General features: G+C 31.8%; 24 protein-coding genes. 13 read left to right on the top strand and 11 right to left on the bottom strand.

Translation table 11 applies throughout. The features are described 5' to 3' along the window. Positions 1-46: 46 nt before the first annotated feature. The 5 genes from ACJ6WR_RS08220 to ACJ6WR_RS08200 all read right to left on the bottom strand — a co-directional run bounded on the left by ACJ6WR_RS08220 (position 47) and on the right by ACJ6WR_RS08200 (position 6102). A complete protein-coding gene (locus tag ACJ6WR_RS08220; protein WP_409417549.1) occupies positions 47-3478 on the bottom strand; it encodes a hypothetical protein in 3432 nt (1143 codons plus the stop codon). A 101-nt stretch (positions 3479-3579) separates the two neighbouring features. Then, entirely contained in the window at positions 3580-3807 is a 228-nt protein-coding gene (locus ACJ6WR_RS08215; RefSeq protein WP_039115902.1) for a DUF5808 domain-containing protein, read from the bottom strand. Further along, entirely contained in the window at positions 3782-4702 is a 921-nt protein-coding gene (locus tag ACJ6WR_RS08210) for a hypothetical protein (protein WP_039115904.1), read from the bottom strand. Before ACJ6WR_RS08210 ends, ACJ6WR_RS08215 begins: the two co-directional genes overlap by 26 nt. Beyond that, the gene (locus ACJ6WR_RS08205; protein ID WP_039115906.1) at positions 4695-5267 is read right to left on the bottom strand and encodes an SdpA family antimicrobial peptide system protein; all 573 of its coding nucleotides are present in this window, start codon (positions 5265-5267) and stop codon (positions 4695-4697) included. The genes ACJ6WR_RS08210 and ACJ6WR_RS08205 overlap by 8 nt, the downstream gene beginning before the upstream one ends. A gap of 55 nt (positions 5268-5322) precedes the next feature. Continuing rightward, positions 5323-6102: a hypothetical protein gene (locus tag ACJ6WR_RS08200; protein WP_039115907.1), complete on the bottom strand. Its 780-nt coding sequence runs from the start codon at positions 6100-6102 to the stop codon at positions 5323-5325. Between the two features lie 151 nt (positions 6103-6253). Between ACJ6WR_RS08200 and ACJ6WR_RS08195 the strand changes: the two genes are divergently transcribed. Further along, entirely contained in the window at positions 6254-6601 is a 348-nt protein-coding gene (locus ACJ6WR_RS08195; protein WP_039115908.1) for a helix-turn-helix domain-containing protein, read from the top strand. A gap of 100 nt (positions 6602-6701) precedes the next feature. Beyond that, positions 6702-7049 carry a helix-turn-helix domain-containing protein gene (locus tag ACJ6WR_RS08190; RefSeq protein WP_039117875.1) on the top strand — a complete coding sequence of 116 codons (348 nt, stop codon included), beginning with the start codon at positions 6702-6704 and terminating at the stop codon, positions 7047-7049. Positions 7050-7122: 73 nt separating this feature from the next. On the opposite strand, the gene ACJ6WR_RS08185 is transcribed toward ACJ6WR_RS08190, so the two are convergent. Both ACJ6WR_RS08185 and ACJ6WR_RS08180 read right to left on the bottom strand, forming a co-directional pair. Further along, positions 7123-8382, bottom strand: coding sequence for an aspartate kinase (locus tag ACJ6WR_RS08185; protein WP_039115910.1), 1260 nt, complete (start codon positions 8380-8382; stop codon positions 7123-7125). 33 nt (positions 8383-8415) lie between these two features. Beyond that, positions 8416-8895, bottom strand: coding sequence for a GNAT family N-acetyltransferase (locus ACJ6WR_RS08180; protein WP_086895211.1), 480 nt, complete (start codon positions 8893-8895; stop codon positions 8416-8418). 174 nt (positions 8896-9069) lie between these two features. On the opposite strand from ACJ6WR_RS08180, the gene fbp reads away from it, so the two are divergent. After that, positions 9070-10077: a class 1 fructose-bisphosphatase gene (gene fbp, locus ACJ6WR_RS08175; protein ID WP_039115912.1), complete on the top strand. Its 1008-nt coding sequence runs from the start codon at positions 9070-9072 to the stop codon at positions 10075-10077. Positions 10078-10254: 177 nt separating this feature from the next. On the opposite strand, the gene ACJ6WR_RS08170 is transcribed toward fbp, so the two are convergent. Continuing rightward, entirely contained in the window at positions 10255-10686 is a 432-nt protein-coding gene (locus ACJ6WR_RS08170; protein ID WP_035617301.1) for a TerB family tellurite resistance protein, read from the bottom strand. A gap of 194 nt (positions 10687-10880) precedes the next feature. Here ACJ6WR_RS08170 and ACJ6WR_RS08165 point away from each other — a divergent pair, with 194 nt between their 5' ends. The 5 genes from ACJ6WR_RS08165 to ACJ6WR_RS08145 all read left to right on the top strand — a co-directional run bounded on the left by ACJ6WR_RS08165 (position 10881) and on the right by ACJ6WR_RS08145 (position 14310). Beyond that, the gene (locus ACJ6WR_RS08165) at positions 10881-11474 is read left to right on the top strand and encodes a HupE/UreJ family protein (protein WP_409417548.1); all 594 of its coding nucleotides are present in this window, start codon (positions 10881-10883) and stop codon (positions 11472-11474) included. Between the two features lie 3 nt (positions 11475-11477). Continuing rightward, positions 11478-11912, top strand: coding sequence for a deoxycytidylate deaminase (locus ACJ6WR_RS08160; RefSeq protein WP_039115914.1), 435 nt, complete (start codon positions 11478-11480; stop codon positions 11910-11912). 80 nt (positions 11913-11992) lie between these two features. Then, on the top strand, positions 11993-13570 hold the full coding sequence (locus ACJ6WR_RS08155) for a S41 family peptidase (RefSeq protein WP_409417547.1): 1578 nt from the start codon (positions 11993-11995) through the stop codon (positions 13568-13570). Positions 13571-13587: 17 nt separating this feature from the next. Next, the gene (locus ACJ6WR_RS08150) at positions 13588-13953 is read left to right on the top strand and encodes a nuclear transport factor 2 family protein (protein WP_039115917.1); all 366 of its coding nucleotides are present in this window, start codon (positions 13588-13590) and stop codon (positions 13951-13953) included. 45 nt (positions 13954-13998) lie between these two features. Continuing rightward, positions 13999-14310, top strand: coding sequence for a hypothetical protein (locus ACJ6WR_RS08145; RefSeq protein WP_039115918.1), 312 nt, complete (start codon positions 13999-14001; stop codon positions 14308-14310). Between the two features lie 249 nt (positions 14311-14559). On the opposite strand, the gene ACJ6WR_RS08140 is transcribed toward ACJ6WR_RS08145, so the two are convergent. From ACJ6WR_RS08140 to ACJ6WR_RS08130, 3 genes are all read right to left on the bottom strand, one after another. Beyond that, a complete protein-coding gene (locus ACJ6WR_RS08140; RefSeq protein WP_409417546.1) occupies positions 14560-15165 on the bottom strand; it encodes an FAD-dependent oxidoreductase in 606 nt (201 codons plus the stop codon). A 1-nt stretch (position 15166) separates the two neighbouring features. Next, positions 15167-15370 carry a hypothetical protein gene (locus tag ACJ6WR_RS08135; protein ID WP_039115920.1) on the bottom strand — a complete coding sequence of 68 codons (204 nt, stop codon included), beginning with the start codon at positions 15368-15370 and terminating at the stop codon, positions 15167-15169. A 127-nt stretch (positions 15371-15497) separates the two neighbouring features. Beyond that, on the bottom strand, positions 15498-16076 hold the full coding sequence (locus tag ACJ6WR_RS08130; RefSeq protein WP_039115921.1) for a MarC family protein: 579 nt from the start codon (positions 16074-16076) through the stop codon (positions 15498-15500). A 374-nt stretch (positions 16077-16450) separates the two neighbouring features. On the opposite strand from ACJ6WR_RS08130, the gene ACJ6WR_RS08125 reads away from it, so the two are divergent. The 5 genes from ACJ6WR_RS08125 (at position 16451) to ACJ6WR_RS08105 (ending at position 23807) form a co-directional block, all read left to right on the top strand. Next, a complete protein-coding gene (locus tag ACJ6WR_RS08125; protein WP_039115922.1) occupies positions 16451-17020 on the top strand; it encodes a DUF3109 family protein in 570 nt (189 codons plus the stop codon). Positions 17021-17362: 342 nt separating this feature from the next. Further along, on the top strand, positions 17363-18340 hold the full coding sequence (locus ACJ6WR_RS08120; protein ID WP_039115924.1) for a ribonucleotide-diphosphate reductase subunit beta: 978 nt from the start codon (positions 17363-17365) through the stop codon (positions 18338-18340). A gap of 279 nt (positions 18341-18619) precedes the next feature. Then, positions 18620-21019, top strand: coding sequence for a ribonucleoside-diphosphate reductase subunit alpha (locus ACJ6WR_RS08115; RefSeq protein WP_039115926.1), 2400 nt, complete (start codon positions 18620-18622; stop codon positions 21017-21019). Between the two features lie 96 nt (positions 21020-21115). Beyond that, positions 21116-22039, top strand: coding sequence for a hypothetical protein (locus ACJ6WR_RS08110; RefSeq protein WP_409417545.1), 924 nt, complete (start codon positions 21116-21118; stop codon positions 22037-22039). 370 nt (positions 22040-22409) lie between these two features. Then, a complete protein-coding gene (locus ACJ6WR_RS08105) occupies positions 22410-23807 on the top strand; it encodes a DUF1800 domain-containing protein (protein WP_409417544.1) in 1398 nt (465 codons plus the stop codon). Positions 23808-23817: the final 10 nt, after the last annotated feature.

Raw genomic sequence — 23817 nt, 5'->3', positions numbered from 1 at the left:
TTTATAATAAAATTAATCAATTTATTGTAATGTTTTCGAAAATGTATCAAAAATAAGCTCTTAGCTGAACATTTCCTGTATGGATAGTTGGTCCGGTTTCGCCTTTTCTTCCTTGATAGTTTACATTAACATCCAAAAACTGAGTGATGTTTTTTTGCAATAGCAATCTCCATACCAAATTTTGTCCTGTTTGTAAACCTTCTAACATTTGAAAACCTACTGATGAAAATTCATTGCCTGTAAATTTATTCTTATAAAATGAAAACTCACCATTTAATGTGATTTTTTTATCACCAGCATAAGAAAAAGATGTTCCTAATCGGCTTTGTTCTAACGTTTCTTCCTCTCCAATTTGATTGTCTTTGTTCTGAATTTCATAGAAGAAATCTAAACTTGTACTTTTAGAAAACAAATAACTAATTTTTGGAGCAAGTTGATAACCTGTTAGCTTATAGTTTTTTTCTGGGAAACTTTCAGAGATAAGATCAGTTTGTATGGTTTTGGTAAAAAATCCGAATAACCAACTTTTATCATACAAATGAGAATATTGTAATTGATGTGAACTATTTTTAGCCTGTTGCGATCCTATTGTAAGTAAGTTTCTGCTTTTGTTTTGTAAATAGGTATAAGTTGTAGAATGTTTTTGTTTACCACGATTATAAAATAAACTGTTTCTGAAACTGGAGTTTAACCCCAGCACATTTTCATCTGAAGAATTAAAAGGATTAAGTTCAAAACGATCACCATCACTTTTTACTTTTCGATCTAATATAAACGAGGTCTGGTTATAAAAATAAGATATTACCTTTTTTATTCCAGTTTCATTTAACCATTGGTTTGGGTTTAATGTTACCGATTGAGAAAACTTATTCTGATTTGTTTTAATATAAATCCGGTTAGGTAAAAAGATACGAATGTATTTTGCCTGATCAATAAATGCAGCTACTTCAAATTCCTGTAATTCCTGAATTCCATTATTGTTGTAATCGTTCCAGGTGTAAACTCCTTGTCCTGCAGGAACTTCTACATAGGTATAATCTTGTTGCGGCATTGTTCCCGAACTGGTTTCGTAGGCAGTAGTAGTTTGGATAAATTGATTGAAAAAACGATCATTATAAAGAATTCTGGAATTTAGTGATGGTTCTCTTTTTTTAGTCACATCTTCAAAATTCAATACTCTATAGCTCGCATATACAGATAAATCACTTTTGGTAGTTTGGATTAATTTAGATCTTAAATAATAAGTCTGCGAGTTGTTTACACGTTGTAATAGTCCGTTTTGTAAACTATCATTGCTTCGTTTTAAAAAGCCTAATTCTACAAAAACCTTGGTACTATCACCACGACCTATAAATAAACCATATTCATTAAATCTTTGGCTTAAAGCCGAAAACTGATTGGTTTCCTTATTCTTTTCTTGATTATCTTCAAGTTGTACAGTACCACCAACCCAGTTTTTATTAAAATGATAACGGGCTTGAGTTTGGTTTCTTAAAAACTTAGAAGTCGATATTGTGCTGTTACTATTTAGTAAACTACCTTGGTTCTGAATCAGCCAGTTTTTTACTTTAAAAAGACCGTTAACGGTATGTCGGCTTCCAGAATAGTTTTCGGTAAAATCTAAGTTTTCAAATTGATAGGTTAGTAATCCTATATCTGAGGTCTTTTTTTGAGGAAATAAATCAAAATTTAATCCCGAAATTAATAAACTCTGATTCCCAAATCGATTTGCAGGAAGATTCCAATCCCGATCAAATTCGATGTTATAAAGGCGTTCTACCGATTTAAAATTGTCCTGAATAAATTGATAATTTACAAATGCATCCAGATTCCAACTTCTGGTAAATAAACGTTGCTTAGCGTTTATTTTGGATGCAATTCCTTTATTATTTCCATCTTGTATGCTCGAAAATAAATTTGCATCATTGTTACTAACTCCAATTTCAAAATCAAAACTTGTTTTTTCGGTTGGGTTATATTTACCCAAAAAAGTAGCTACTTGCAGTTTTATTGGAGCAACGAGTTTAATAATTGGAGCATAATTTCCTTGCGGAATGCCATTTATAGGAGCAACATATTCATAAATACGATCAATTGTATTTACGTTTCTAAGAATGTAATTGGCAGATTTTGAGCCAATTAAATTGAATCTTACATTGTATAATTCTTCTTTTGGATCGTTAGAGAATTCATAAACTTCCGTTCCGTTTATCATTATTTTTCGGTAAAGAATTTTATTGTCCGAATAAGAGTCAACGTAAGCCGAAGGAGCAATCATAGCATTTGTATCATCTCCTGCATTACTTAATATTTCTACCTGTTCTTTGGTTAGATTTTGTTGTAACGGTTGGTTTTTTAAGTCATTTTCAGAGTATAGATACCCTCCAAAACTCCATTTTTTATTTTCATGAGTAACTCCGGCATACGTTACAAATCGGGTATAATTTTGATTTGTATATTGGTACTCAACACTTATACGCATCTCCGAAGTAATTGTAAAAAGAGAAGTAAAAGTGATTTCCCCAGCATTATAATCAATAGTATAATCTTTGTTTTCGCCTCGTTTTAATAAAACACCATTTACATAAACTCTTTCAGAACCCGAAATTACCAATATGTATAACTCACCATTCTGACCTGTTAATTTATAAGGACCTTGATTTCCTTCCTGCCCAGTAATGTTACTTTTTGCATATTGCCCTCTTACCAATGCGGCAGAAGCAAATACATTGGTTTTGCTATCTTCATCACCAAAATTAAAATTAACGGCAAGACCTTGAACCTTTTTGTCGAAATTTAGGAACTGTGTTTTTTTATTTTCAAGAAAAATATCTCCAGCTCGTAATGCCCAATCATTACTAAAAAGCTCAATAAATATATTATCGAATTGATCTAATTTTTGGGAGTAACCACCATCTTGCAACGGAATATTATTGTCTTGTAATGATGCACGAAGACTTACTTTTTCAGATATTTTTCCTGTAATCTGTAAGTCAAGATTGGAGTTTAAAACGGTGTTTTGGTTGTTACCAATAGTAATCCCTCGGGTAATACTTCCTGAAGTATTTAATCCGTCAAAAGGAGTTACAGTTTTATTGGTTTTAGGTTGTATTTGATATAAAGATTCAGAGGTTACACCATTACTTACGATTCGGTCAGAATCATAAATTTTATACTCTTTGGTTAAAATATCTGGAAGTTTTAAATACTCAACTGTTAGGGAATCAGTATTCGAAATCATTTTTTCGTTTAAAAGTAATGTTCCTTTCTGGAAATTTACTTTGTAGAAACTGCTATCAATAGGTTGTTTATTGTTGTCGTATAATTTGAAAAAACTCGAATTGATACTAACGTTTTCAAGGTGAATAGTATCTCTGGAGATACCAACTTTTTTGGTTTTATAGTGCGTGTTTATTTCCTGGGCATGAAGTCCAGAACAAAAAAGAATTACAATCCAAAAGAGTAATTTTTTAAACATAAATACTTTAACTCCAAAACGTCAAAAGTAGTATTTATAATTGTGAAATGTTGCGACTGGAATTTTAGTTTTACTATCAAATGTAATTGAATTTAAGAAAACTACTTTATGTATTTTCCCAAGACACATAGTATTGCAATTATAATAATTAATATGAATACAGAATTAGGATTTGCAAAATTAGTTGTCCATCCCATTAGCTTATTTCTTTTGGGAGGAAACATTCTTTTATCTTCTTTGTTGTAATAAAAAATTCCCCAAATCCAATTGTTAGAATCATTATGCCAGTTGTCTTTGGTTTCTTTACTTGGTTTCTTGTTTCTTTCCATAATTTATTGCTTTAATTTTCATTTCAAAATATTGATAAATACTATTTTCATTATCTAGATAAAGAATAAGGGCTGCAGTCATAGGAAAGAAAAACGTAATTAAACCGTGGGTCAGCACAATACTTAAATGAAAAAAAACACCTAAAGTCAAGAACAATTTTTTAATCAGTTTATCTGTAGCTAAAATACAGGCAAATAATCCTAATTCAAGAATTATTACAGACCAACTTATTAGGGGAGTAAATGGACTAAGTGTAATAATGGATAATATTTTTTGCAGCCATAGAGGGGCTCCAAAAATATTATTAGTAAACCAATAATAAATACAAGTACCATCTTTCCATTCATCATTAAATATTTTCCCCACTCCAGCATGCAAATATATAATAGCCACCTGTAATAATATCAAAAAGTAATAAGTATTAAAAAACACATTTATTGCTTTTCTACTTTTTGTTATAATTAATTTATTATTGCTCCACTGATTGATTCGATTGTCAAAAATACAAATAGGGATAAGTAACATACTTAAATTGGATGCTATTTGGTCACCTCCTTCAATTGCAATAAAAGAATTACAAATGCTAACATGCACCCAAGTTTGCAATAAAGAAAATAGCTGTGGGAAATAACCAGTAAAAACTATTAATAAAATTGAAATTGAAATTGTTTTTGCAAACGAGGAACTAAACAAGTTGAAAAGACTAATATGTTGAAGAAAAACGTCTAATTTAAAAGAGGTTTCATTATGAATTAATAGATTCATATTTGTTACTTCATCTATATCGTTAAAGCATATAGTAAGTAAAGCCCCAAAAGCTAGCAAAGATCTGACAAAAATCAATCGATTATCAAAAATGATTTTTTGTTCTAAATGAGAGATAAATTTATTCATCTTGGTGAATATTTATAGCGTATACAATAAAGGATGAGGGATAATCAGGTTTTTGATTTAATAATGACCAAGGCAATGCATGTTTACTAACAAATAAATATTTACCTTTAAAATCGGGAACATTTTTTTTAAACACACTAATTTTATTAAATTTCAATGTGTCCAAATTTATTTTTTCAGTTATATTTTCTGCTATTTTCGCTGTTAATCTGTAACCAGTTATTGAATCTGACTTTATTTTATTTAAAATTGTACTTGCTTCTATAGTCAATATTCTATTGTGTCTTGAAAGGCCATAGTAATAATCATTAGAAAAATTTCTTAAATTTTTCATTTCAATTTTGCCATTAAAACACTCAAAAATATAGAATTCTGGTTCTTTTGCACTTTTTGTAAAAAAAGCCCAGCCTTGTGGGAATGCAGAAATAAATTTTGATTTAGCAGTATAACTATTATTAAGAGGATTGTTTCCAAAATAAATGGAAAGTATAGTGAAAAATATTACAAGAACAATACTAACTGAACTATAAAACGCTATCAGTGATGGTTTCGATGTTTTATTCATGGTTGTGAATTATTAAAATAGGCAAGTCACTTTGATAATAACTTGCCATATTTAATTAAATACCAGTAAATTCTATAGTGACATCTGACTGGAATTTTTCAATTAAGTATCCCTCAGAATCTATGTAACCAGGATCCTCATAAAAATCAGGTGATGGTGGTAGTGGTGCTTCTTGCAAAAACAAGACAATTACGATGACGGCTGCAGCTGCGGCTAATAACCAAACAGCAACGGAATAGTAAGGCGCTGGATATACGACTTTATTGGTGTTTTTGTCTGATTTCATACTCTGAATAGCATTAAGCAATTCTTCTTTTGTAGATTGTTCATTAATTTTATATTTTGAAGTGAATAAACTAATAAATTTATTCATGTCATTCTCGGTGCCTCCTTTTTTACTTTCATTTAATAATCCAAAGGCAGCATCTGATATTTTATTAGCAGCATCTACAATACCATATTTTACTTGATAAAAATCGCCTGATCCTATTTTTGCTCTAAAGTTTGATAAAAACTCTGGATTGGATTCCTTAATGGTTTCTATAATTTTATTTTGAAGGACTAACATTTCATCCATTTGAGCTTTGTCATTAATAAATGTTCGAAAATTTAAATCTTTAAAATCATCTAATTTATTAGCTAGAGGACCTTCAAGAAACATAATCCCTTTAAACACATCTTCGTCAGTAAAAGAATTAGTCGCATTGTTTTTATCAATATTTGACATCTTACTTTCACGACCTATTTCATCCTTAGTACAACTAAAAAAAATAAATACAAAAGCAACTAGAGTAAAAATGTGGTGCCTTATAACGAATTCTCTAATTTTTTTCATAATGCATAGTTTAATGATTAGTAATAACTTATTTGATGACAAATCTACACGTGATTTCAAACGACTCTTATGCGAAAATCGGTTATTTCTACCCTGAATTTATATTGTTGTAAAATATTTCTTATGTTTGAATCGGTATAAAAGTTAAATTATGAATGTAATCGTAGGAAATAAGCTAAAACAGCTACGTAAAAGCAAGAATATGTCGCAAGAGCAAGCGGCAGATTGTTTGTGTATATCTCAGTCTGCGTATGCGAGGATAGAAAGAGGAGAGAGTAGTTCTTGGGCGAGCCATATTAGTAAAATATGTAAATTTTTCGAAATAACCCCAGCCGAATTGATGATGAATGAAAGTCGACTGAACAAGGAAGAGAGTAATAATTTAAATGAAAGTTTTATTATCAATCAATTGTCAGATAAAATAATAGAACAATATGAAGCACGAATAAAAGAGTTGAAAAAAATAATTAAAGATCTAAAAAGGAATGAAGGAGAGTAAATACAAAGAAATTCATTTGTTAACGAAATTTTTTATGGTTTTTTACGAATTACAATTAATTTTTATAAAAACAATTTAGTAACACTTAAATAAAATTTCTATGGTTGGTGCTAAAATTATGGAGTTAAGGAAAATTAAAAAGTTATCACAATTTGAATTATCAAACCGATTAGGGATTAGCCTGACAGCATTATGTGATATTGAAAGTGGAAAAAATAAAAAAATAGACTTTTTGTTAATAGATAAGATTTGTAATGAGTTAGATGTAGAGTTTAATTATTTTCTCGAAAACCCAAATCCAAAAGTATTTGATGATAAAAAATTTATGGAACGTTTGACGGAAATTGCGCTACTTAGTGTTTATAGAAAAATAATAAAACAATATGAAGTCGAGATTTTAGAATTGAAGCAGATAATAAAAGATTTAAAAAGAAAACATAAACCATAAATAAAGGCTCCACTTAAAAAAATGAAGCCTTTATTATTATATTGAATTTTGTAATTAACTTTTTAAAAGTAAACTAATTAGATTCCTTTGTTACTATTTGCATAGTCTCGCGGCTTACTTGTTTTAGTAAAACTACTTTGTTTTCTTCGACAGTTTCGGCAGCTTTATCATCAAAATGACGAATTGTATATAAAGTTACATTTTCGCTGAAATCAACTTTGAACTTTTTAGAAAGAATGGCATTCAAATCATTGAAATTCTCAAATTTATCTTCTACACAAACAGAAAAACTAATCGCAGAGTTTTGAATTAAATTTACTTTAATTTTAAATTCATGGAATAAAGCAAAAATCTCGCTGATGTTTTCCTCCATGATAAAAGAGAAATCTATTGATGAAAGAGAAATCAAAAGTTGGTTTCTTTTTACGATAAAACAAGGCAAATAAGGTTCTAAATCGACACCTTTAGAAACACTTGTTCCTTTTAGCAAAGGGTTTATAAATGATTTTACATACAACGGAATCTCTTTTTTCTGTAAAGGTTGTAATGTTTTAGGGTGAATAACTGTTGCTCCGTAAAAGGCTAATTCGATAGCTTCACGATATGAAATTTGATTAAGTAAACTTGCATTTTCAAAATAACGTGGATCAGCATTCATAACTCCGGGAACGTCTTTCCAGATGGTAACACTTTCGGCATTTAAGCAATAAGCAAAAATTGCAGCAGTATAATCTGAACCTTCACGACCTAAAGTAGTAGTGAAGTTGTTTTCATCGGCACCTAAGAATCCTTGAGTAATATTTAGCATTTTTCGCTTTACATTATTACCAATATTTTTTTGAGTTAATTCCCAATCAACTTCGGCATCTCTGTAATTAGCGTTGGTTTTTATAAAATTACGAACATCAATCCATTGTGTTTGGATGCCCATAAAATTCATAAAATGACTTAAGATAGTAGTCGAAATTAACTCTCCAAAGCTTACAATTTGGTCATAAACAAAGTTGTAATTAGGAGATTTGTTATGAGCAAGGAAGTATTCTAACTCCGAAAACAATGCCTTTACAGCAGTAAAAACTTCGTGTTTCTCATTTTCGAATAAATCTAATAATATTTGGTTATGGTATTTTTTTACTTCTTGAACAGATGAACTTAACTCAGAAGATTTTTCGAAATAATTCTTTATTACAACCTCAAGAGCGTTTGTGGTTTTTCCCATGGCCGAAACCACAAGCAATACATCTTCATAACCTACTTTTTGTAAAACGTCATAAACGTTTTTAATTCCTTCAGCATCTTTTACTGAGGCACCACCAAATTTGAATACTCTCATTATTTATTATATCTTAATATTATCTATTGTCTTTTAATTTTTGTTTTTCTCTAAAAAAGTATCTATTCCAGCTTCGTCCATTTGTACAACACGCCATTCTTCGATAATTTTAGCACCAGAATTTTCATAGAATTTAACTGCAGGAGTATTCCAATCGAGTACATTCCATTCAACTCTTTTTACTTTATCCTTTTTGGCCTGCTTCATTATTTCGGAGTATAAAGCAAATCCTAAACCAGATCCACGCATTTTATCTTTTACAATCAAATCCTCTAAATGTATTGTTTTTCCTTTCCAGGTCGAAAATCGGTAATAGTACAAAGCAATCCCCACTATTTCGGCATCTACCTCGGCTACAAATACATGAAAAAGAGGGTTTTCTCCAAAGCCATCACGAACTAAATCACTTTCTGTAATCAAAACAGCGTCTGGTTCTTTCTCGAATATGGCTAGTTCCTGAATCAAGCCTAAAACAGCTTTCATATCATCAGGGTTTCCTTTTCTAATATTCATAAATTCTTATTATTAATGTATTTATATCTAAAATAATGGTTTTTTTGAACTCAATTTTTACTTTTGATTAACAAATATACAATACGGACAAACTAACTAAATAATTTTTAAATCAATTTCACAAAAAAGGCGATATTTGTGACTTCAAAAAAAAATCTACAACGATATAGTATAATGGAAGAACGCAATAAAACACTAGGAGAGTTTATTATTGAGAACCAAAAAGCATTTCAGTATTCGTCGGGAGAGCTTTCCCGAATTATCAACTCTATACGATTGGCGGCCAAAGTCGTTAATTATAAAGTAAACAAAGCTGGTTTGGTCGACATCGTTGGCGCAGCAGGAGAACAAAACATTCAGGGAGAAGATCAGCAAAAACTAGATGTGTATGCAAACGAGGTTTTTATTCAAACCTTAATTAATCGTGAAATTGTTTGCGGAATCGCTTCAGAAGAAAACGATGATTTTATCACTGTTCAAGGAAGTGACAACAGTCATAACAACAAATATGTAGTTTTAATGGATCCTCTTGACGGATCTTCTAATATTGATGTAAATGTTTCTGTAGGAACTATTTTTTCGGTTTATAGAAGAATTACGCCAATAGGAACTCCAGTTACACTGGAAGATTTTTTACAACCAGGAGTTAATCAAGTTGCGGCTGGATATGTAATTTATGGAACTTCGACTATGTTGGTTTACACAACAGGTCATGGTGTAAATGGATTTACACTGAATCCAGCAATTGGAACATTCTATTTGTCACACCCGAATATGAAATATTCTAAAGATGGAAATATTTACTCTGTAAATGAAGGGAACTATGTTCATTTCCCTCAAGGAGTAAAAGATTATATTAAATATTGTCAGCATGAAGAAGATGATAGACCTTATACTTCAAGATATATCGGAAGTTTAGTTTCCGATTTTCATCGAAATATGATTAAAGGTGGGATTTATTTATACCCTACAAGCAGTAAAGCACCAAAAGGAAAGCTTCGTTTATTGTACGAATGTAATCCAATGGCGTTTGTAGCAGAGCAAGCTGGAGGAAAAGCATCTGATGGATTTAATAGAATCATGGAAATTAACCCAACCGAATTACACCAACGCGTTCCGTTCTTTTGCGGAAGCTATAATATGGTCGAAAAAGCTGAAGAGTTTATGCTTAAAGCGAAGTAATAAAAATAAAACCCGACTAGTGATAGTCGGGTTTTTGTTTTTTAGTACCTGTTTTAGTTTTCAGTCTCAGTTTTTAGTACCAGTTTGTGAACTGAATACTGCGACTGCAAACTTTTTTAATATTAGTACCAGTTAGTAAACTGAATACTGCGACTGAATACTGAATACTGAATATTTCTATTTATTCATATTTTGCATTTCGAAAGTAAAAGTATCTAAATCTACTTTTTTATCTACTAATGAAAGTGCTTTTGCAATAATGTAGTTTACGTTTCCTGGAGTAAATCCTAGTGCTAGTCCAAGTCTTCTTAACATGATTTCCTGACTATCTCCCATGTGGTGATCTACGTGTACCATACGAGCCAAATCGTATAAACGCTCTAAACGTTGAGAATACAAATAAGGCGCATTTATAGGATGCTTCAATGGATCTGCAAGAATCTCTTTATACTCTTCGTCCGAAATTTCTAATCTAGAAGCCAGCTTGTCTAAAAAAGCTTTTTCTTCTTGATTTGTTTTTCCGTCTGCAAGAGCTACGCGAACAATAGCCGAAAAATGACCTTTATTTCTTAGTTTAAATTCGCTATCAAATAAATCTGAAAATGACATAATTAATTGGTTTTTTGTATTACAAAGATAAATCTATTTTTAAATTTTTAATTTTAATTTTCTCATAATTTTTATAATTGAAGAAACTGCAATTTTAACTTATTTTTATTTAATGATTTTAGAATAGCAATCTACCATTTTCAAAATTAATCGTAAGTTTACACACCCTTTATCAATTTTAAATTAAAATACCCATGTCAGATTTTTGGATTTATTTTCAAATAGGATTAAAACACGTTCTAGATATTCATGCTTACGACCACGTAATGTTTCTAATGGCTTTAACCATTCCTTATGCATTTAAGGATTGGAAAAGAATTTTGCTTCTTGTAACTATTTTTACAGTTGGGCATACATTAGCATTGTTGCTTTCGGTTTACGGAATCGTTACTATTAAAGTAAATATTGTCGAATTTTTAATTCCGATAACTATTTTAATAACAGCCTTTTTTAATTTTTTTACAGCAGGAAAATCATCCAAGACAGAGAGTATTAATTTAGTGTTTTTTATAACACTTTTCTTTGGGATAATTCATGGTTTAGGATTCTCTAATTATTTTAAAACAATATTAGGAGGCAGTCCATCATCAAAATTATTACCATTAGGAGAATTTGCATTAGGGATTGAGGCAGCTCAAATTATTGTGGTTTTTGTAGTTTTAATAATCTCATATATTGTACAGACTGTTTTTCGTTTTTCAAAACGTGACTGGACTTTGGCGATGTCGGCATTTATAATAGGTGTTGTAATCCCGATGGTTATTGAGAGCGAAATATGGAGCAGATAAAAAATGGAAAAGAAAAAATTAAATAGATACGACAAAGCCTATTTGAGAATAGCTAAAGAATGGAGTTTGTTGTCGTATTGCAAGCGCAAGCAAGTTGGTGCAATTATAGTAAAAGACCGTATGATTATTTCTGATGGTTATAACGGTACACCATCTGGGTTTGAGAACTGTTGTGAAGATGAAGAAGGATTAACGCGCTGGGATGTTTTGCATGCCGAGGCAAATGCTATTTTAAAAGTAGCGCGATCTACTCAATCTTGCGAAGGAGCAACGTTGTATATAACGCTTTCTCCATGTAAAGAATGTAGTAAATTAATTCATCAATCGGGGATAAAAAGAGTTGTTTACCAAAACGGATATCGTGATGATGCAGGTATTCAATTCTTAATAAAAGCAGGCGTAGAGGTAGAACATATTCCTGTGTTAGAAGAAGAATAAAGTTACAGTAATTTCAAGATACACGGTTACTTATGAAGAATAGCAATAATCTGTTCTCATAAATTAAATATTAACTACATATGAAATTCAATCCTAAATATTTGCCAATAGTTATTGGAGTAACTTTAGCTCTGGGAACTGTCCTTGGAGGTATGTTAAATGCTCCAGTACAGGATCAGTTTTTGGCTAAAACCAACTCTAAGAACAAACTCAACAAATTAATTGATTTCATCAATAATGAGTATGTAGATAGTGTAGATACCGATTCTATTGTAAACCTTACAGTAGATAATATTTTATCAAAACTAGATCCCCATTCCGTTTATATTCCGCCAAGCGAACAAGCAGAAGTTGCCGAAAGTATGAAAGGTGATTTTGTGGGTATTGGTGTAAATTTCTATATGTATAGAGATTCCGTTGCGATTATAAAACCTGTAGAAAATGGCCCTTCGGCAAAAGCAGGAATTCTAGCCGGCGATAGGATTTTATACGTAGGAAAAACAAAATTGTTTGGACGAAAACTCCCTTCAGATAGTTTATTTGCTAAATTAAAAGGAGAAAAAGGAACAGAGATAGAGCTGACAGTTTATAGAAAATCAGAACAAAAGAAATTAAAAGTCAAAATAAAGAGAGACGTTATTCCGATAAAAAGTGTTGATGTCTCGATGTTATTAGATAAAAATACTGGATATATAAAAATCAATCGTTTTGCAGAGACCACCTTTGCGGAGTTTAAATCGGGTTTAACCAAATTAAAACAAAATGGAATTGAGTCGCTTATTATCGACCTTCGTGATAATGGTGGAGGATATATGGAAGAAGCAGTTGCGATTGCAGATGAATTCCTGAAAAATAAACAACTGATTGTTTTTACCAAAAATAAAAATGGCGAAACCGAAAAAACCTTTGCTACAGGAGCCGGAAGTTTTGAAAACGGAAAAGTATCTATTTTAATCAATGAAAATAGTGCTTCGGCAAGTGAGATTCTGGCAGGAGCAATCCAGGATAATGATAGAGGAAATATTATTGGTCGCCGTTCTTTTGGAAAAGGATTGGTACAACGCGAAATGGATTTTAATGACGGTTCTGCTGTGCGATTAACTGTTGCAAGATATTACACTCCAACAGGTCGTTCTATCCAAAAACCGTATAGCCACGGAAACGAAGATTACTTTAAAGAATCGGATTCACGATTTAATAACGGAGAGTTATATAGTAAAGACAGTATTAAGGTTGTTGATACATTAAAATATAAAACACCAAAAGGTAAAATTGTTTACGGAGGTGGAGGTATAGTGCCAGACGTTTTTGTACCTATAGAAATGGAACATGGTAGCGAAGGCTCGGCTTATTTACTACAAACGGGTATCGTAGGACATTTTGTTTTTGAGCAGTTGGATAAAAACCGAAAAGCATTCACAGGACTGAACTATAAAGAGTTTATCGCCAAAATGCATGCGACGGATGATTATTTTAAATCGTTTCAAAAATATCTTTCTATTAACGGATTAGATTTAAAATTAGATAAAAATAAAGCAATCATTAGTCGTTATATTACAGCTGAATTTGCTCGACAATTGTATGGCGAAATTTACTATTACGATGTGATTCTTAAAAATGATGCAATGATTAAGGCTGTTTTAAATCAGAAGAAATAACGCTAAATTTTATCAAAATGGAAGTAAAGACTATTGTAAATGCCGAAATTGAGCTTTTAGCTGCTATTAAAAATGCAGATGTTTTAGCTCTGGAAAAGATTCTACATGATGATTTATTGTTTAACTTACCAGATGGGCAAACGATTACTAAGGAATTCGATTTAGATACCTATCGCTCTGGTAAAATTAAAATAGATGTTCTGGAAGCTTCAGATCAAATTATTAATGTAATTGATGATTCAGCAGTTGTTGGAGTTACTATTTTGCTAAAAGGGAAATATGATAATGATCCTATAGATGGTGTTTTTAGATATATTAGAGTTTGGAAACAATTTGATGACAATTTAAAAGTTATTGCAGGTAGTTGCATACAATTAAAATAGAATTAATGAGTTTAACTTAGCGAACTTCACAGTTAAATAATAAACATGAAAAATTTAAAAAGAATAAGTTTTCTGTTAGTCTTAATGGTTTTTGTAATTTCTTGTGCATGTATGAAAGATAAAAATACGATTTCAGGAAAAGTAGAATCTATCGAGTTTGGTAAAGATGGTTATACTGCAAAAGTAAAGACGGAGAAAAACGAAATTTACTATGCTACAATAAGCATTGTAAATGTAGGCGGTCCTGAAAACTATAAGAAACTAAAAGAAGGAGATGAGGTTTCTTTAAAAGGAGAAATCTGGAAAGCTGATACCGAGAAACATATAAAAGTAAAAGAGATTGTTTCTGTAAAATAAGTTAATACTTAGCATTAAGATTTTTGAACCATTAAGACATTAAGTTTATTAAGCTTAGTCTAATGGTTTTTCTTTTTTTTTACTATTTAAGAGATTAAGTCTGTAAAGTGTCTAAAACTTAACTTTCTTAATCTCTTAATGGTTTAAAATAAAAAACTGATGTTTTAGATTTTGCTATTAAAGCTTAAATTATTTAAACCCAAGCTTAATTTTCTTAATGGTAAAATAAAAAAATTGATGTTTTAAAAGTTATCGAGTACTGTCGTGTACATGAGTTTGCATGCCGTTATTCCATACCGTTAAGATATCCGTTGCAACGGCAGCTCCACTTCCTGCCGCAATTGCAAGTTGACTTCTCCAGCCAGCCAGAGTACCAATTACGTAAATACCTTCGGCAACTTTATGGTCGATGTTTTTTAACTGAATTCGTTGTTTTTCGGGAAGCGCTTTTTTATGAGGTTCGATATATTGCATCAAGCCTTCGATAGCAAAAGTATTTGCAGAACCAATCCCTACAACTATCATTTTGGTTTTGTAAGAGCTTCTGTTTGTAGTAATTAAAAATTCAGGATATTCACCTTCTATTTTTATTACTTTCTCATTTGGGATTTGCTCAATATGCGGATACGCCTGGCTTAAATGTTCGGTACTTTCAGATAATAATTCAGAACCTAATTTTCCAAGAGCAATACCATAAGCATTATTAAAAAGAGCTTCTTGAAGAGAAGAGTTTTTTTGGTGAGTAAAAACCCCAATTTTTTTGTCAATAGCAAAAGGTTTATTTTGTGCAGATCCTAAAACAAGTGCACAGGACATGCTTGATACCCCTCCGCCAATAATTAAAACGTCAAACATATTATTGTTGATCGTTCATCTTTTCTTCTATTTTTTTAGAAACTCTAAAAATTAAAAGAATTAGTACAGCGCAAAATGAAGCAGCGATTCCAATAAAAGCTACCATGCTATCTCCTTGTAAAGGATTCTGAAAGTCAAGCAAAGTAATATTGAAAATAATCAAAGCTAATGCTAAAAGCACTAATATGGAAGTAAAAATTTTCATAGGACAATTATTTATTTCTAACTATTAAGAGAAATAGATAAATACTGAAACGTTGTTTTTTGGATCCCTAAAACGAATATTCTGGTATTTAAGTATTTCTGAGGGGGTAAATTTATGAAAATTAATTTTAGACAAACAAACCTTTAACATTAGCTGCAAATAATTTAACAGCAATGGCCAAAAGGACTACGCCAAAAGTCTTACGAACTACGCCAAGTCCATTCTCACCCAGTAATTTTTCGATTTTAGAAGAAGATTTTAAAACGATATATACCAAGATAATATTCAGTATAATTGCGATAACTATATTTATAGTATGAAATTGAGAACGCAAGGATAATAAAGTTGTCATTGTACCTGCTCCGGCAATTAACGGAAATGCTAATGGAACAATTGATGCAGAGCTTGCTTCTTCGTTACGATATATATGTATACCAAGAATCATCTCTAAGGCTAAGAAGAATAAAACAAAAGATCCTGCTACAGCAAATGAGTGAACATCGATACCAATTATTTTAAGAAATCCTTCTCCGATAAAAAGGAAAATAATCATGATAAGACCAGCTACTATTGAGGCTTTTTCAGATTCGATATGCCCGACTTTTGATCTTAAATTAACAATGATTGGGATAGAGCCCACAATATCAATTACTGCAAATAACACCATCCCGACAGTGATAATTTCCTTAAAATCAATTTCTAGCATAATTTTTTGATTTAGTGTTTAAAGATGTGCAAAGTTAGATAATAAAGTTAGGGCTTTTTCATAAGAAATTAGCAATAGTGTATTTTTGTTATAAAAACACGTGTTGTTGTGTAAAATAATGATTTTTATAACAAAATTTTGTTTTTACTTCAAGGATTCGCAAAGATTATTAGTAAACTCAGGAGCGAAAATGGCTGGCAGGGTTTTGAAAAGGTTTCGATATGTCTTCTAAAATTTAATTTTTCGTTGTTTTTGTTGACGAAAAAAAAACTTTGGGGTTAAATTTCAACACATTCTGCAGTAAAAATTTAATCTCATTTCATCTGTTTTCTTTGCCTATCTTTGCACTTTATAAATTTCAGTATTTTAGTATCATGTTTCAATTAGGGAAAACCATCGTTTCGGAAGATATTCTTGAAAAAGAATTTGTTTGCAATTTATCAGCTTGTAAAGGTGCTTGCTGTGTTGATGGTGATGCTGGGGCTCCGCTAAGCGAAGAAGAAACAAAGATATTAGAAGAAATATACCCAAAAGTTAAGCCGTTTTTACGCAAAGAAGGAATTGCAGCTATCGAAGCGCAAGGAACTTGGGTAAAAGGTACAGATGGTGATCTGGAAACACCATTAATTGATAATAAAGATTGCGCCTATGTAATCTTTGATGGTAAAACTGCGCTTTGTGGTATCGAGCAAGCCTATAATCAGGGAATCGTAACCTGGAAAAAACCAGTTTCTTGCCATCTATATCCAATCCGAGTAAAAGATTTTACCGAGTTTGCAGCAGTTAATTATGACAAATGGGATATTTGTGATGCTGCCTGTTCTTTAGGTCAGGAGCTTGAAGTTCCAGTCTATAAATTTGTAAAAGAAGCGTTAATTCGCAAGTTTGGAGAAGATTGGTATATGGAACTTGATAAAGTTGCACAAGACATGAAACGCTCTTAAAAACATCCCATTTTTTTTACAAGGAAACAATGCTGATATTGCAGTAAAAATTATTGCAAATGATCTGAAAAAAGATTTTTAAAAATTATAAAAAAGTCTTGCATTTTATTTCAAAAATCCTATATTTTACGCTTGCTAACGTGAATTTGGACAGATTTAACTGTCTAATTTTCAGAATGTTAACAATTGTATGAAAATTATTCTGTTTTTGTCCCTTTGTTAAAAACTAGACTCGATTGTGAATAAGTTTGACTTTTATTTTAGCCAACAAATGACAATCTTTGTAGTCTACAGAAATGGATGAAAATCTATTGAAAATATTTAAAATAAAACACAACTATAATGTCACAAGTCGAACCAATTTTACAAGAAAATAAGAACCGTTTCGTAATTTTTCCTATCAAACATCATGATATCTGGGAATGGTACAAAAAAATGGAAGCTAGTTTTTGGACTGCTGAAGAAATTGATTTGCACCAAGACTTAAATGATTGGAATAATAAGTTGTCTGACGACGAAAGATACTTTATCAAACATATATTGGCATTCTTTGCTGCATCTGATGGAATCGTAAACGAAAATCTTGCTGAGAATTTTGTAAACGAAGTACAATATGCAGAAGCAAAGTTTTTTTACGGATTCCAAATTATGATGGAAAACATTCATAGTGAAACTTATTCATTATTAATTGATACTTACGTAAAAGACGAAGCAGAGAAAGATGATCTATTTAATGCATTAGATGTTTTTCCAGCAATTGCCAAAAAAGCAAAATGGGCTTTAAAATGGATTGAATCAGATTCATTTGCAGAGCGTTTAATTGCTTTTGCAGCTGTAGAAGGAATCTTCTTTTCAGGAGCTTTTTGTTCTATTTATTGGTTGAAAAAACGTGGATTAATGCCAGGATTAACTTTCTCAAACGAGTTAATTTCTCGCGACGAAGGAGTTCATTGCGATTTTGCAGTGCATTTACACAACCACCATTTAATTAACAAAGTTCCTAAAGATAGAATTAAAGAAATTATCGTTGATGCTTTAAACATCGAAAGAGAGTTTGTTACAGAATCTCTTCCAGTAAGTTTAATCGGTATGAATGCTGTCTTAATGACACAATATTTAGAATTTGTTGCCGATAGACTACTTGTTGAATTAGGATGTGACCGTGTTTACGGTTCAGCAAATCCGTTTGACTTTATGGATATGATTTCACTTCAGGGAAAGACCAATTTCTTTGAAAAACGTGTTGCAGAGTATCAAAAATCAGGTGTGATGAACACAGATAGTGATGCTCAAAAAATTTCATTCGATGCAGATTTTTAGACAACAAAGCATTTAGCGATTACCACGACGCTCAAAAAACAAAAATTAAGAAACGAAGGTTTCTATAACTAGACAATTTAAAAGTTGAATCTGATTTCCCCCAAATCGTAGATTCGACACTATCACTGACTAATTTTCAGCCTGTATACCAGGTTGGGGAGAGGGTAACTATTGGAAATCTACTAATTTCCAAATTAATATAAAAACACGCAATGTTTAAGTATAGAGGCTTGTCCTCTATGCTTTCATTTTTTCAATAATAATTATAAAGGTAAGCTTATGTATGTAGTAAAAAGAGATGGCCACAAAGAGCCCGTAATGTTTGATAAGATTACAGAAAGAATCAAAAAATTGTGTTACGGGTTAAATGAACTTGTAGATCCTGTTAAGGTAGCTATGCGCGTTATCGAGGGATTGTATGATGGTGTTTCGACTTCGGAACTAGATAATCTTGCTGCCGAAACTGCGGCTTCAATGACGATTGCACATCCGGATTATGCTCAATTGGCTGCTCGTATTGCAATTTCAAACTTACACTCTAATACTAAAAAATCGTTCTCAGAAACGATGAAGGATATGTATAACTACGTAAATCCAAGAAATGGTCAAGAAGCACCACTTCTTTCGGATGAAGTATTTAAAGTAATTCAGGAAAATGCTGAGTTTTTAGATTCGCATATCATATACACAAGAGATTTTAATTACGACTACTTTGGTTTTAAAACCCTGGAGCGTTCGTATTTGCTTAAAATAAATGGTAAGATTGTCGAGAGACCACAACATATGTTAATGCGTGTGTCTGTAGGTATTCACCTTGATGATTTAAAATCGGTAATGGAAACATACGACTTAATGTCGAAGAAATTCTTTACTCATGCAACGCCTACATTATTTAATGCAGGAACTCCAAAACCTCAAATGTCATCTTGTTTCCTTCTTGCAATGCAAGACGATAGTATCGATGGAATTTACGATACGTTGAAACAAACGGCTAAAATTTCTCAATCGGCTGGAGGAATCGGACTTTCTATTCATAATGTACGTGCTACAGGTTCTTACATTCGTGGAACTAACGGAACTTCAAACGGGATTGTTCCTATGTTGAGAGTATTTAATGATACAGCACGTTATGTAGATCAAGGTGGAGGAAAACGTAAAGGAAGTTTTGCGATTTATATCGAAACCTGGCATGCAGATATCTTTGAATTTTTGGATTTAAAGAAAAATACAGGAAAAGAAGAAATGCGTGCGAGAGATTTATTCTTCGCAATGTGGACTTCTGATTTATTCATGAGACGTGTACAAGAAGATGCTTCTTGGACATTAATGTGCCCTAACGAATGTCCTGGGTTATATGATGTTTACGGAGAAGAATTCGAAACAATGTACCTTGACTATGAATTTAGAGGAAAAGGAAGAAAAACAATCCGTGCTCGTGAATTATGGGAGAAAATCCTTGAATCACAAATCGAGACTGGAACACCGTATATGTTGTACAAAGATGCAGCAAACCGTAAATCTAACCACAAGAACTTAGGAACAATTCGTTCATCAAACTTGTGTACTGAGATTATGGAGTTCACATCTAAAGATGAAATCGCAGTTTGTAACCTGGCTTCTATTTCGTTGCCAATGTTTATCGAGAACGGAAAATTTGATCACGAAGCGCTTTACAACGTTACAAAACGTGTAACACGTAACTTAAACAAAGTAATCGACAGAAACTACTATCCAGTAAAAGAAGCTGAGAATTCTAATATGCGTCACCGTCCGGTAGGACTTGGTGTGCAAGGATTAGCAGATGCTTTTATCTTGTTGCGTATGCCGTTTACAAGTGATGAGGCTAAGAAATTAAACCAAGAGATTTTCGAAACATTATACTTTGCAGCTGTAACCGCATCTATGGAAATGGCTCAGGAAGAAGGACCATATTCTACATTTGCTGGATCTCCAATGTCACAAGGAGAATTCCAATACAATATGTGGGGAATGAAAGACGAAGAATTATCAGGACGTTGGGACTGGGCTTCGTTACGTAAAGAAGTAATGGAACATGGAGTTCGTAACTCATTATTGGTTGCTCCGATGCCAACAGCTTCGACTTCACAAATCTTAGGAAACAATGAAGCTTTCGAGCCTTACACATCTAATATTTACACTCGTCGTGTATTATCTGGTGAATTCATCGTTGTAAACAAACACTTGCTAGAAGATTTAGTAAAACTTGGATTGTGGAACGAAACATTGAAGCAAGAAATCATGCGTCATAACGGATCAGTTCAAAACATTGATATTATCCCGCAAGACTTAAAAGATCTTTATAAAACTGTTTGGGAAATGTCGATGAAAGATATTATCGATATGTCACGCCAAAGAGGTTACTTTATAGATCAATCGCAATCATTAAACTTGTTTATGCAAGATGCGAATTATTCTAAACTTACGTCAATGCACTTTTACGCTTGGCAATCAGGTTTAAAAACAGGAATGTATTACCTACGTACCAAATCGGCTGTAGATGCAATTAAATTTACATTAAACAACGATAAAAAAGAAGAAGATGCACCAGCAGCAGCTTTGGTTCCAGAAACAGAATCAATAAGCGTTGAGGATTACAAAGCAATGTTGCTAAAAGCACAAGCAGGAGATCCAGACGATTGCGAAATGTGTGGTTCTTAATCTTTTTTAAAAGATAGAAAATAGAGAAAAGATTTATTCTTAATTAATAGAAAGCAGTTATCATTATGGTAACTGCTTTTTTACAATAAATTAGATATGAAATTAGTCAACGATATAATAAATGAATTAATTGATATAGAGAAATCAATAAGTTCTCCGCTTTTAAAAACGAAAGTTTTAGCGAGTAGACTTCAAAATGAAACTTTATTAAAATGGGTTAGCAATGAATTAAAAGGATATGAAAGTTCAGATGAATTACCAATTTATCGAAAATATAAAGGAAATATTGTTGGGACATTTATTAATGGAAATCAAAAGTATAATAATCAACCAGTTCCAATACTTGGTCTTGATAAAAAATTTCAAGATACACTAACAGATATGAAATTTTTTGATAGTATATCAAGTTTAGAAAAACTTAATCAAGAAGATGGAAGAACAATGATGGGCTATGTTTTTCCTGCTGAAGTTACTGGGCTTATAGCTGAAAATTGGAGAAATATGGGAAATCCTTATTTACATTTAATCAACTGTCAAAGGCGAGTTGCAGGTAGTGTAGTTGAAGAAATTATAGCATCAGTTAGAAATAGCTTGTTAGATTTTATGCTTAAGATAGATTCAGAGTTTGGAAATATTACAGAGATAGACGAATTAAAAACTAAAAAAGAAGCAATTGCAACAATTATGAATCAAACAATTATAAATAATACTGGAGACGGAAATGTTTTAAATACTGGAGAAAAAGCTAAAATTTCGGCAAATATAAATATTGCAAAAGGAAGTAAAGATGAACTTTATAGGCGTTTACAAGAAGGTGGCGTTAAAGAAGAAGATGTAGCTGAGTTAATTGAAATAATAGATGTTGAAGAGCCAAATTTTGAAAATAAAACATTTGGTCAAAAGGTAAATACTTGGACACAAAAAATGTTAGGAAAAGCGCTTGATGGTTCTTGGGATGTTGGAATAGGTGCAGCTGGAAGCTTGATTGCTGAAGTAGTAAAAGGTTATTACGGAATGTAAAAGATTTTATTAGAAATTTAATTTTAGAAATATAAAAGCAGTTATCATTATGGTGGCTGCTTTTTTTTTGCCCAAACTTGTCATCTCGAAGAATGAGAGATCTCCACGAGTAGCTCGCCAATCTTGTCCTTCATCGTTAGGAAAGACAAGATTGAGAAAAAACTTTGCGAAATAACTCCCATGCCAGAAGAAAGGTAAACTTGTAGAGAGTATCAATAAATATAGAGTAAATACTCAATTTCCTCAAGGGCAATATTGAATCTATAAATAGCGTTTTTAATCTTAGAAGCTTAGCAACTAAGAATCTCGGAACTTACCTTTTAAACCTTTAATTAAAAACAAAGTCTTATTCTCAAATAATTCCTGCGTTATGAAAAAAAGCAATGTTTGGTCGTTACGATTGGGTTTTTCAGGTAAAGAATCTGATAAGATTGAAAAACTAGGATTAGAAAAATTTCTAAAGCATTCCTATGATTCAAAATTCGACAAACAACTTCCTGCTTTTTTAGACGATGATCCTAAAACACTTGTAGAACTTAAAGAGCTACGCGAATCTATAAAAACTGCTGACTCAGAAGTTAAAAAGAAGGCTCTTAAAAAAGAAATCTATTCGGCTGTTGAATTAAAAAAATGGTGGATTGCCAAAATGCGAAACGATGAATTTCCGTTACGCGAAAACATGGTTTGTTTCTGGCACAATCACTTCGTATCTACTTCTCAAAAAGTAAAAGTTAATTACTGGATTTACCAGCACAATATGATTTTGCGTGAGCATGCTTTCGGGAACTTCAAAGAACTCACTAAGCAAATCATAAAATCGAATGCAATGGTGAGATACTTGGATAATGTTGATAATAAAAAAGGAAAATATAACGAAAATCTAAGTCGTGAATTACTTGAATTGTTTACAATTGGAATTGGAAACTATTCTGAAAACGATGTTAAAAACGGAGCAAGAGCTTTGGCTGGATTAAATTATGGAGATGATGGTGCGGTTTACAGGCGCTTTGCAGAAGATGATACCGATAAGACGTATTTTGGAAAAACGGGAAATTGGAAAGCAGATGATTTAGTTGATATAATTTTTGAACAGAAAAGTATTCCGTATTTAATTACCCGAAAAATTCTGAAATGGTTTATTTATGATAATCCGTCAGAAGAATTAGTGACCTATTATGGCGATTATTTTAGGAAAGTGAAGTTTGAAATAGAACCGTTGCTAACTAAAATTTTTACCGAAGAATATGGTAAAGATGTTTCCGGAACCAAAATAAAAGATCCGTTAGTATATATTTTACAACTCCTAGAAGAATTGCATATTGATGATCTCGATGACGGTATGGTTATGTTTTTTCTGAAACAGCAAGGAATGGATTTATATAATCAGGTGAATGTAAAAGGTTGGGATGGCGGAAATTCATGGCTGACTTCTCAAGTTTATTTGCAACGAAATATTACCTCAGATTTACTTTGTAGCGGAAGAAGTATTACGAAAAAAGTACTGAATACAATGAATGGTGAAAGTGAGAAGCCGAAGGCGGAATTTGATAAAATTGATATCAAAATTGATTTTGATTCTAATGGGAGTAATAAAACAATTATCACCGAATTGTCTAACAGGTTATTATTTAAAGTAGATGAATCGGTACAAAAAGACATGGAGGATTTACTTAAATATGATTTTGATCCGAAAGATTCTCATGCCAATTATGCAGTAATCAGACTGTTTAATTACATTACAAAGTTGCCAGAATATCAATTAATCTAGAAGTTTAAAG

The sequence above is a fragment of the Flavobacterium sp. PS2 genome (genome assembly GCF_046250155.1).
Classification (GTDB): domain Bacteria; phylum Bacteroidota; class Bacteroidia; order Flavobacteriales; family Flavobacteriaceae; genus Flavobacterium.
This window is presented reverse-complemented; position numbering and strand designations above follow the sequence as displayed.

Bases quoted from the DNA above. Each gene is read 5' to 3' on its own strand.
- ACJ6WR_RS08220 (WP_409417549.1), bottom strand. From the start codon at position 3,478: ATGTTTAAAAAATTACTCTTTTGGATTGTAATTCTTTTTTGTTCTGGA.
- ACJ6WR_RS08215 (WP_039115902.1), bottom strand. From the start codon at position 3,807: ATGGAAAGAAACAAGAAACCAAGTAAAGAAACCAAAGACAACTGGCAT.
- ACJ6WR_RS08210 (WP_039115904.1), bottom strand. From the start codon at position 4,702: ATGAATAAATTTATCTCTCATTTAGAACAAAAAATCATTTTTGATAAT.
- ACJ6WR_RS08205 (WP_039115906.1), bottom strand. From the start codon at position 5,267: ATGAATAAAACATCGAAACCATCACTGATAGCGTTTTATAGTTCAGTT.
- ACJ6WR_RS08200 (WP_039115907.1), bottom strand. From the start codon at position 6,102: ATGAAAAAAATTAGAGAATTCGTTATAAGGCACCACATTTTTACTCTA.
- ACJ6WR_RS08195 (WP_039115908.1), top strand. From the start codon at position 6,254: ATGAATGTAATCGTAGGAAATAAGCTAAAACAGCTACGTAAAAGCAAG.
- ACJ6WR_RS08190 (WP_039117875.1), top strand. From the start codon at position 6,702: ATGGTTGGTGCTAAAATTATGGAGTTAAGGAAAATTAAAAAGTTATCA.
- ACJ6WR_RS08185 (WP_039115910.1), bottom strand. From the start codon at position 8,382: ATGAGAGTATTCAAATTTGGTGGTGCCTCAGTAAAAGATGCTGAAGGA.
- ACJ6WR_RS08180 (WP_086895211.1), bottom strand. From the start codon at position 8,895: ATGAATATTAGAAAAGGAAACCCTGATGATATGAAAGCTGTTTTAGGC.
- fbp (WP_039115912.1), top strand. From the start codon at position 9,070: ATGGAAGAACGCAATAAAACACTAGGAGAGTTTATTATTGAGAACCAA.
- ACJ6WR_RS08170 (WP_035617301.1), bottom strand. From the start codon at position 10,686: ATGTCATTTTCAGATTTATTTGATAGCGAATTTAAACTAAGAAATAAA.
- ACJ6WR_RS08165 (WP_409417548.1), top strand. From the start codon at position 10,881: ATGTCAGATTTTTGGATTTATTTTCAAATAGGATTAAAACACGTTCTA.
- ACJ6WR_RS08160 (WP_039115914.1), top strand. From the start codon at position 11,478: ATGGAAAAGAAAAAATTAAATAGATACGACAAAGCCTATTTGAGAATA.
- ACJ6WR_RS08155 (WP_409417547.1), top strand. From the start codon at position 11,993: ATGAAATTCAATCCTAAATATTTGCCAATAGTTATTGGAGTAACTTTA.
- ACJ6WR_RS08150 (WP_039115917.1), top strand. From the start codon at position 13,588: ATGGAAGTAAAGACTATTGTAAATGCCGAAATTGAGCTTTTAGCTGCT.
- ACJ6WR_RS08145 (WP_039115918.1), top strand. From the start codon at position 13,999: ATGAAAAATTTAAAAAGAATAAGTTTTCTGTTAGTCTTAATGGTTTTT.
- ACJ6WR_RS08140 (WP_409417546.1), bottom strand. From the start codon at position 15,165: ATGTTTGACGTTTTAATTATTGGCGGAGGGGTATCAAGCATGTCCTGT.
- ACJ6WR_RS08135 (WP_039115920.1), bottom strand. From the start codon at position 15,370: ATGAAAATTTTTACTTCCATATTAGTGCTTTTAGCATTAGCTTTGATT.
- ACJ6WR_RS08130 (WP_039115921.1), bottom strand. From the start codon at position 16,076: ATGCTAGAAATTGATTTTAAGGAAATTATCACTGTCGGGATGGTGTTA.
- ACJ6WR_RS08125 (WP_039115922.1), top strand. From the start codon at position 16,451: ATGTTTCAATTAGGGAAAACCATCGTTTCGGAAGATATTCTTGAAAAA.
- ACJ6WR_RS08120 (WP_039115924.1), top strand. From the start codon at position 17,363: ATGTCACAAGTCGAACCAATTTTACAAGAAAATAAGAACCGTTTCGTA.
- ACJ6WR_RS08115 (WP_039115926.1), top strand. From the start codon at position 18,620: ATGTATGTAGTAAAAAGAGATGGCCACAAAGAGCCCGTAATGTTTGAT.
- ACJ6WR_RS08110 (WP_409417545.1), top strand. From the start codon at position 21,116: ATGAAATTAGTCAACGATATAATAAATGAATTAATTGATATAGAGAAA.
- ACJ6WR_RS08105 (WP_409417544.1), top strand. From the start codon at position 22,410: ATGAAAAAAAGCAATGTTTGGTCGTTACGATTGGGTTTTTCAGGTAAA.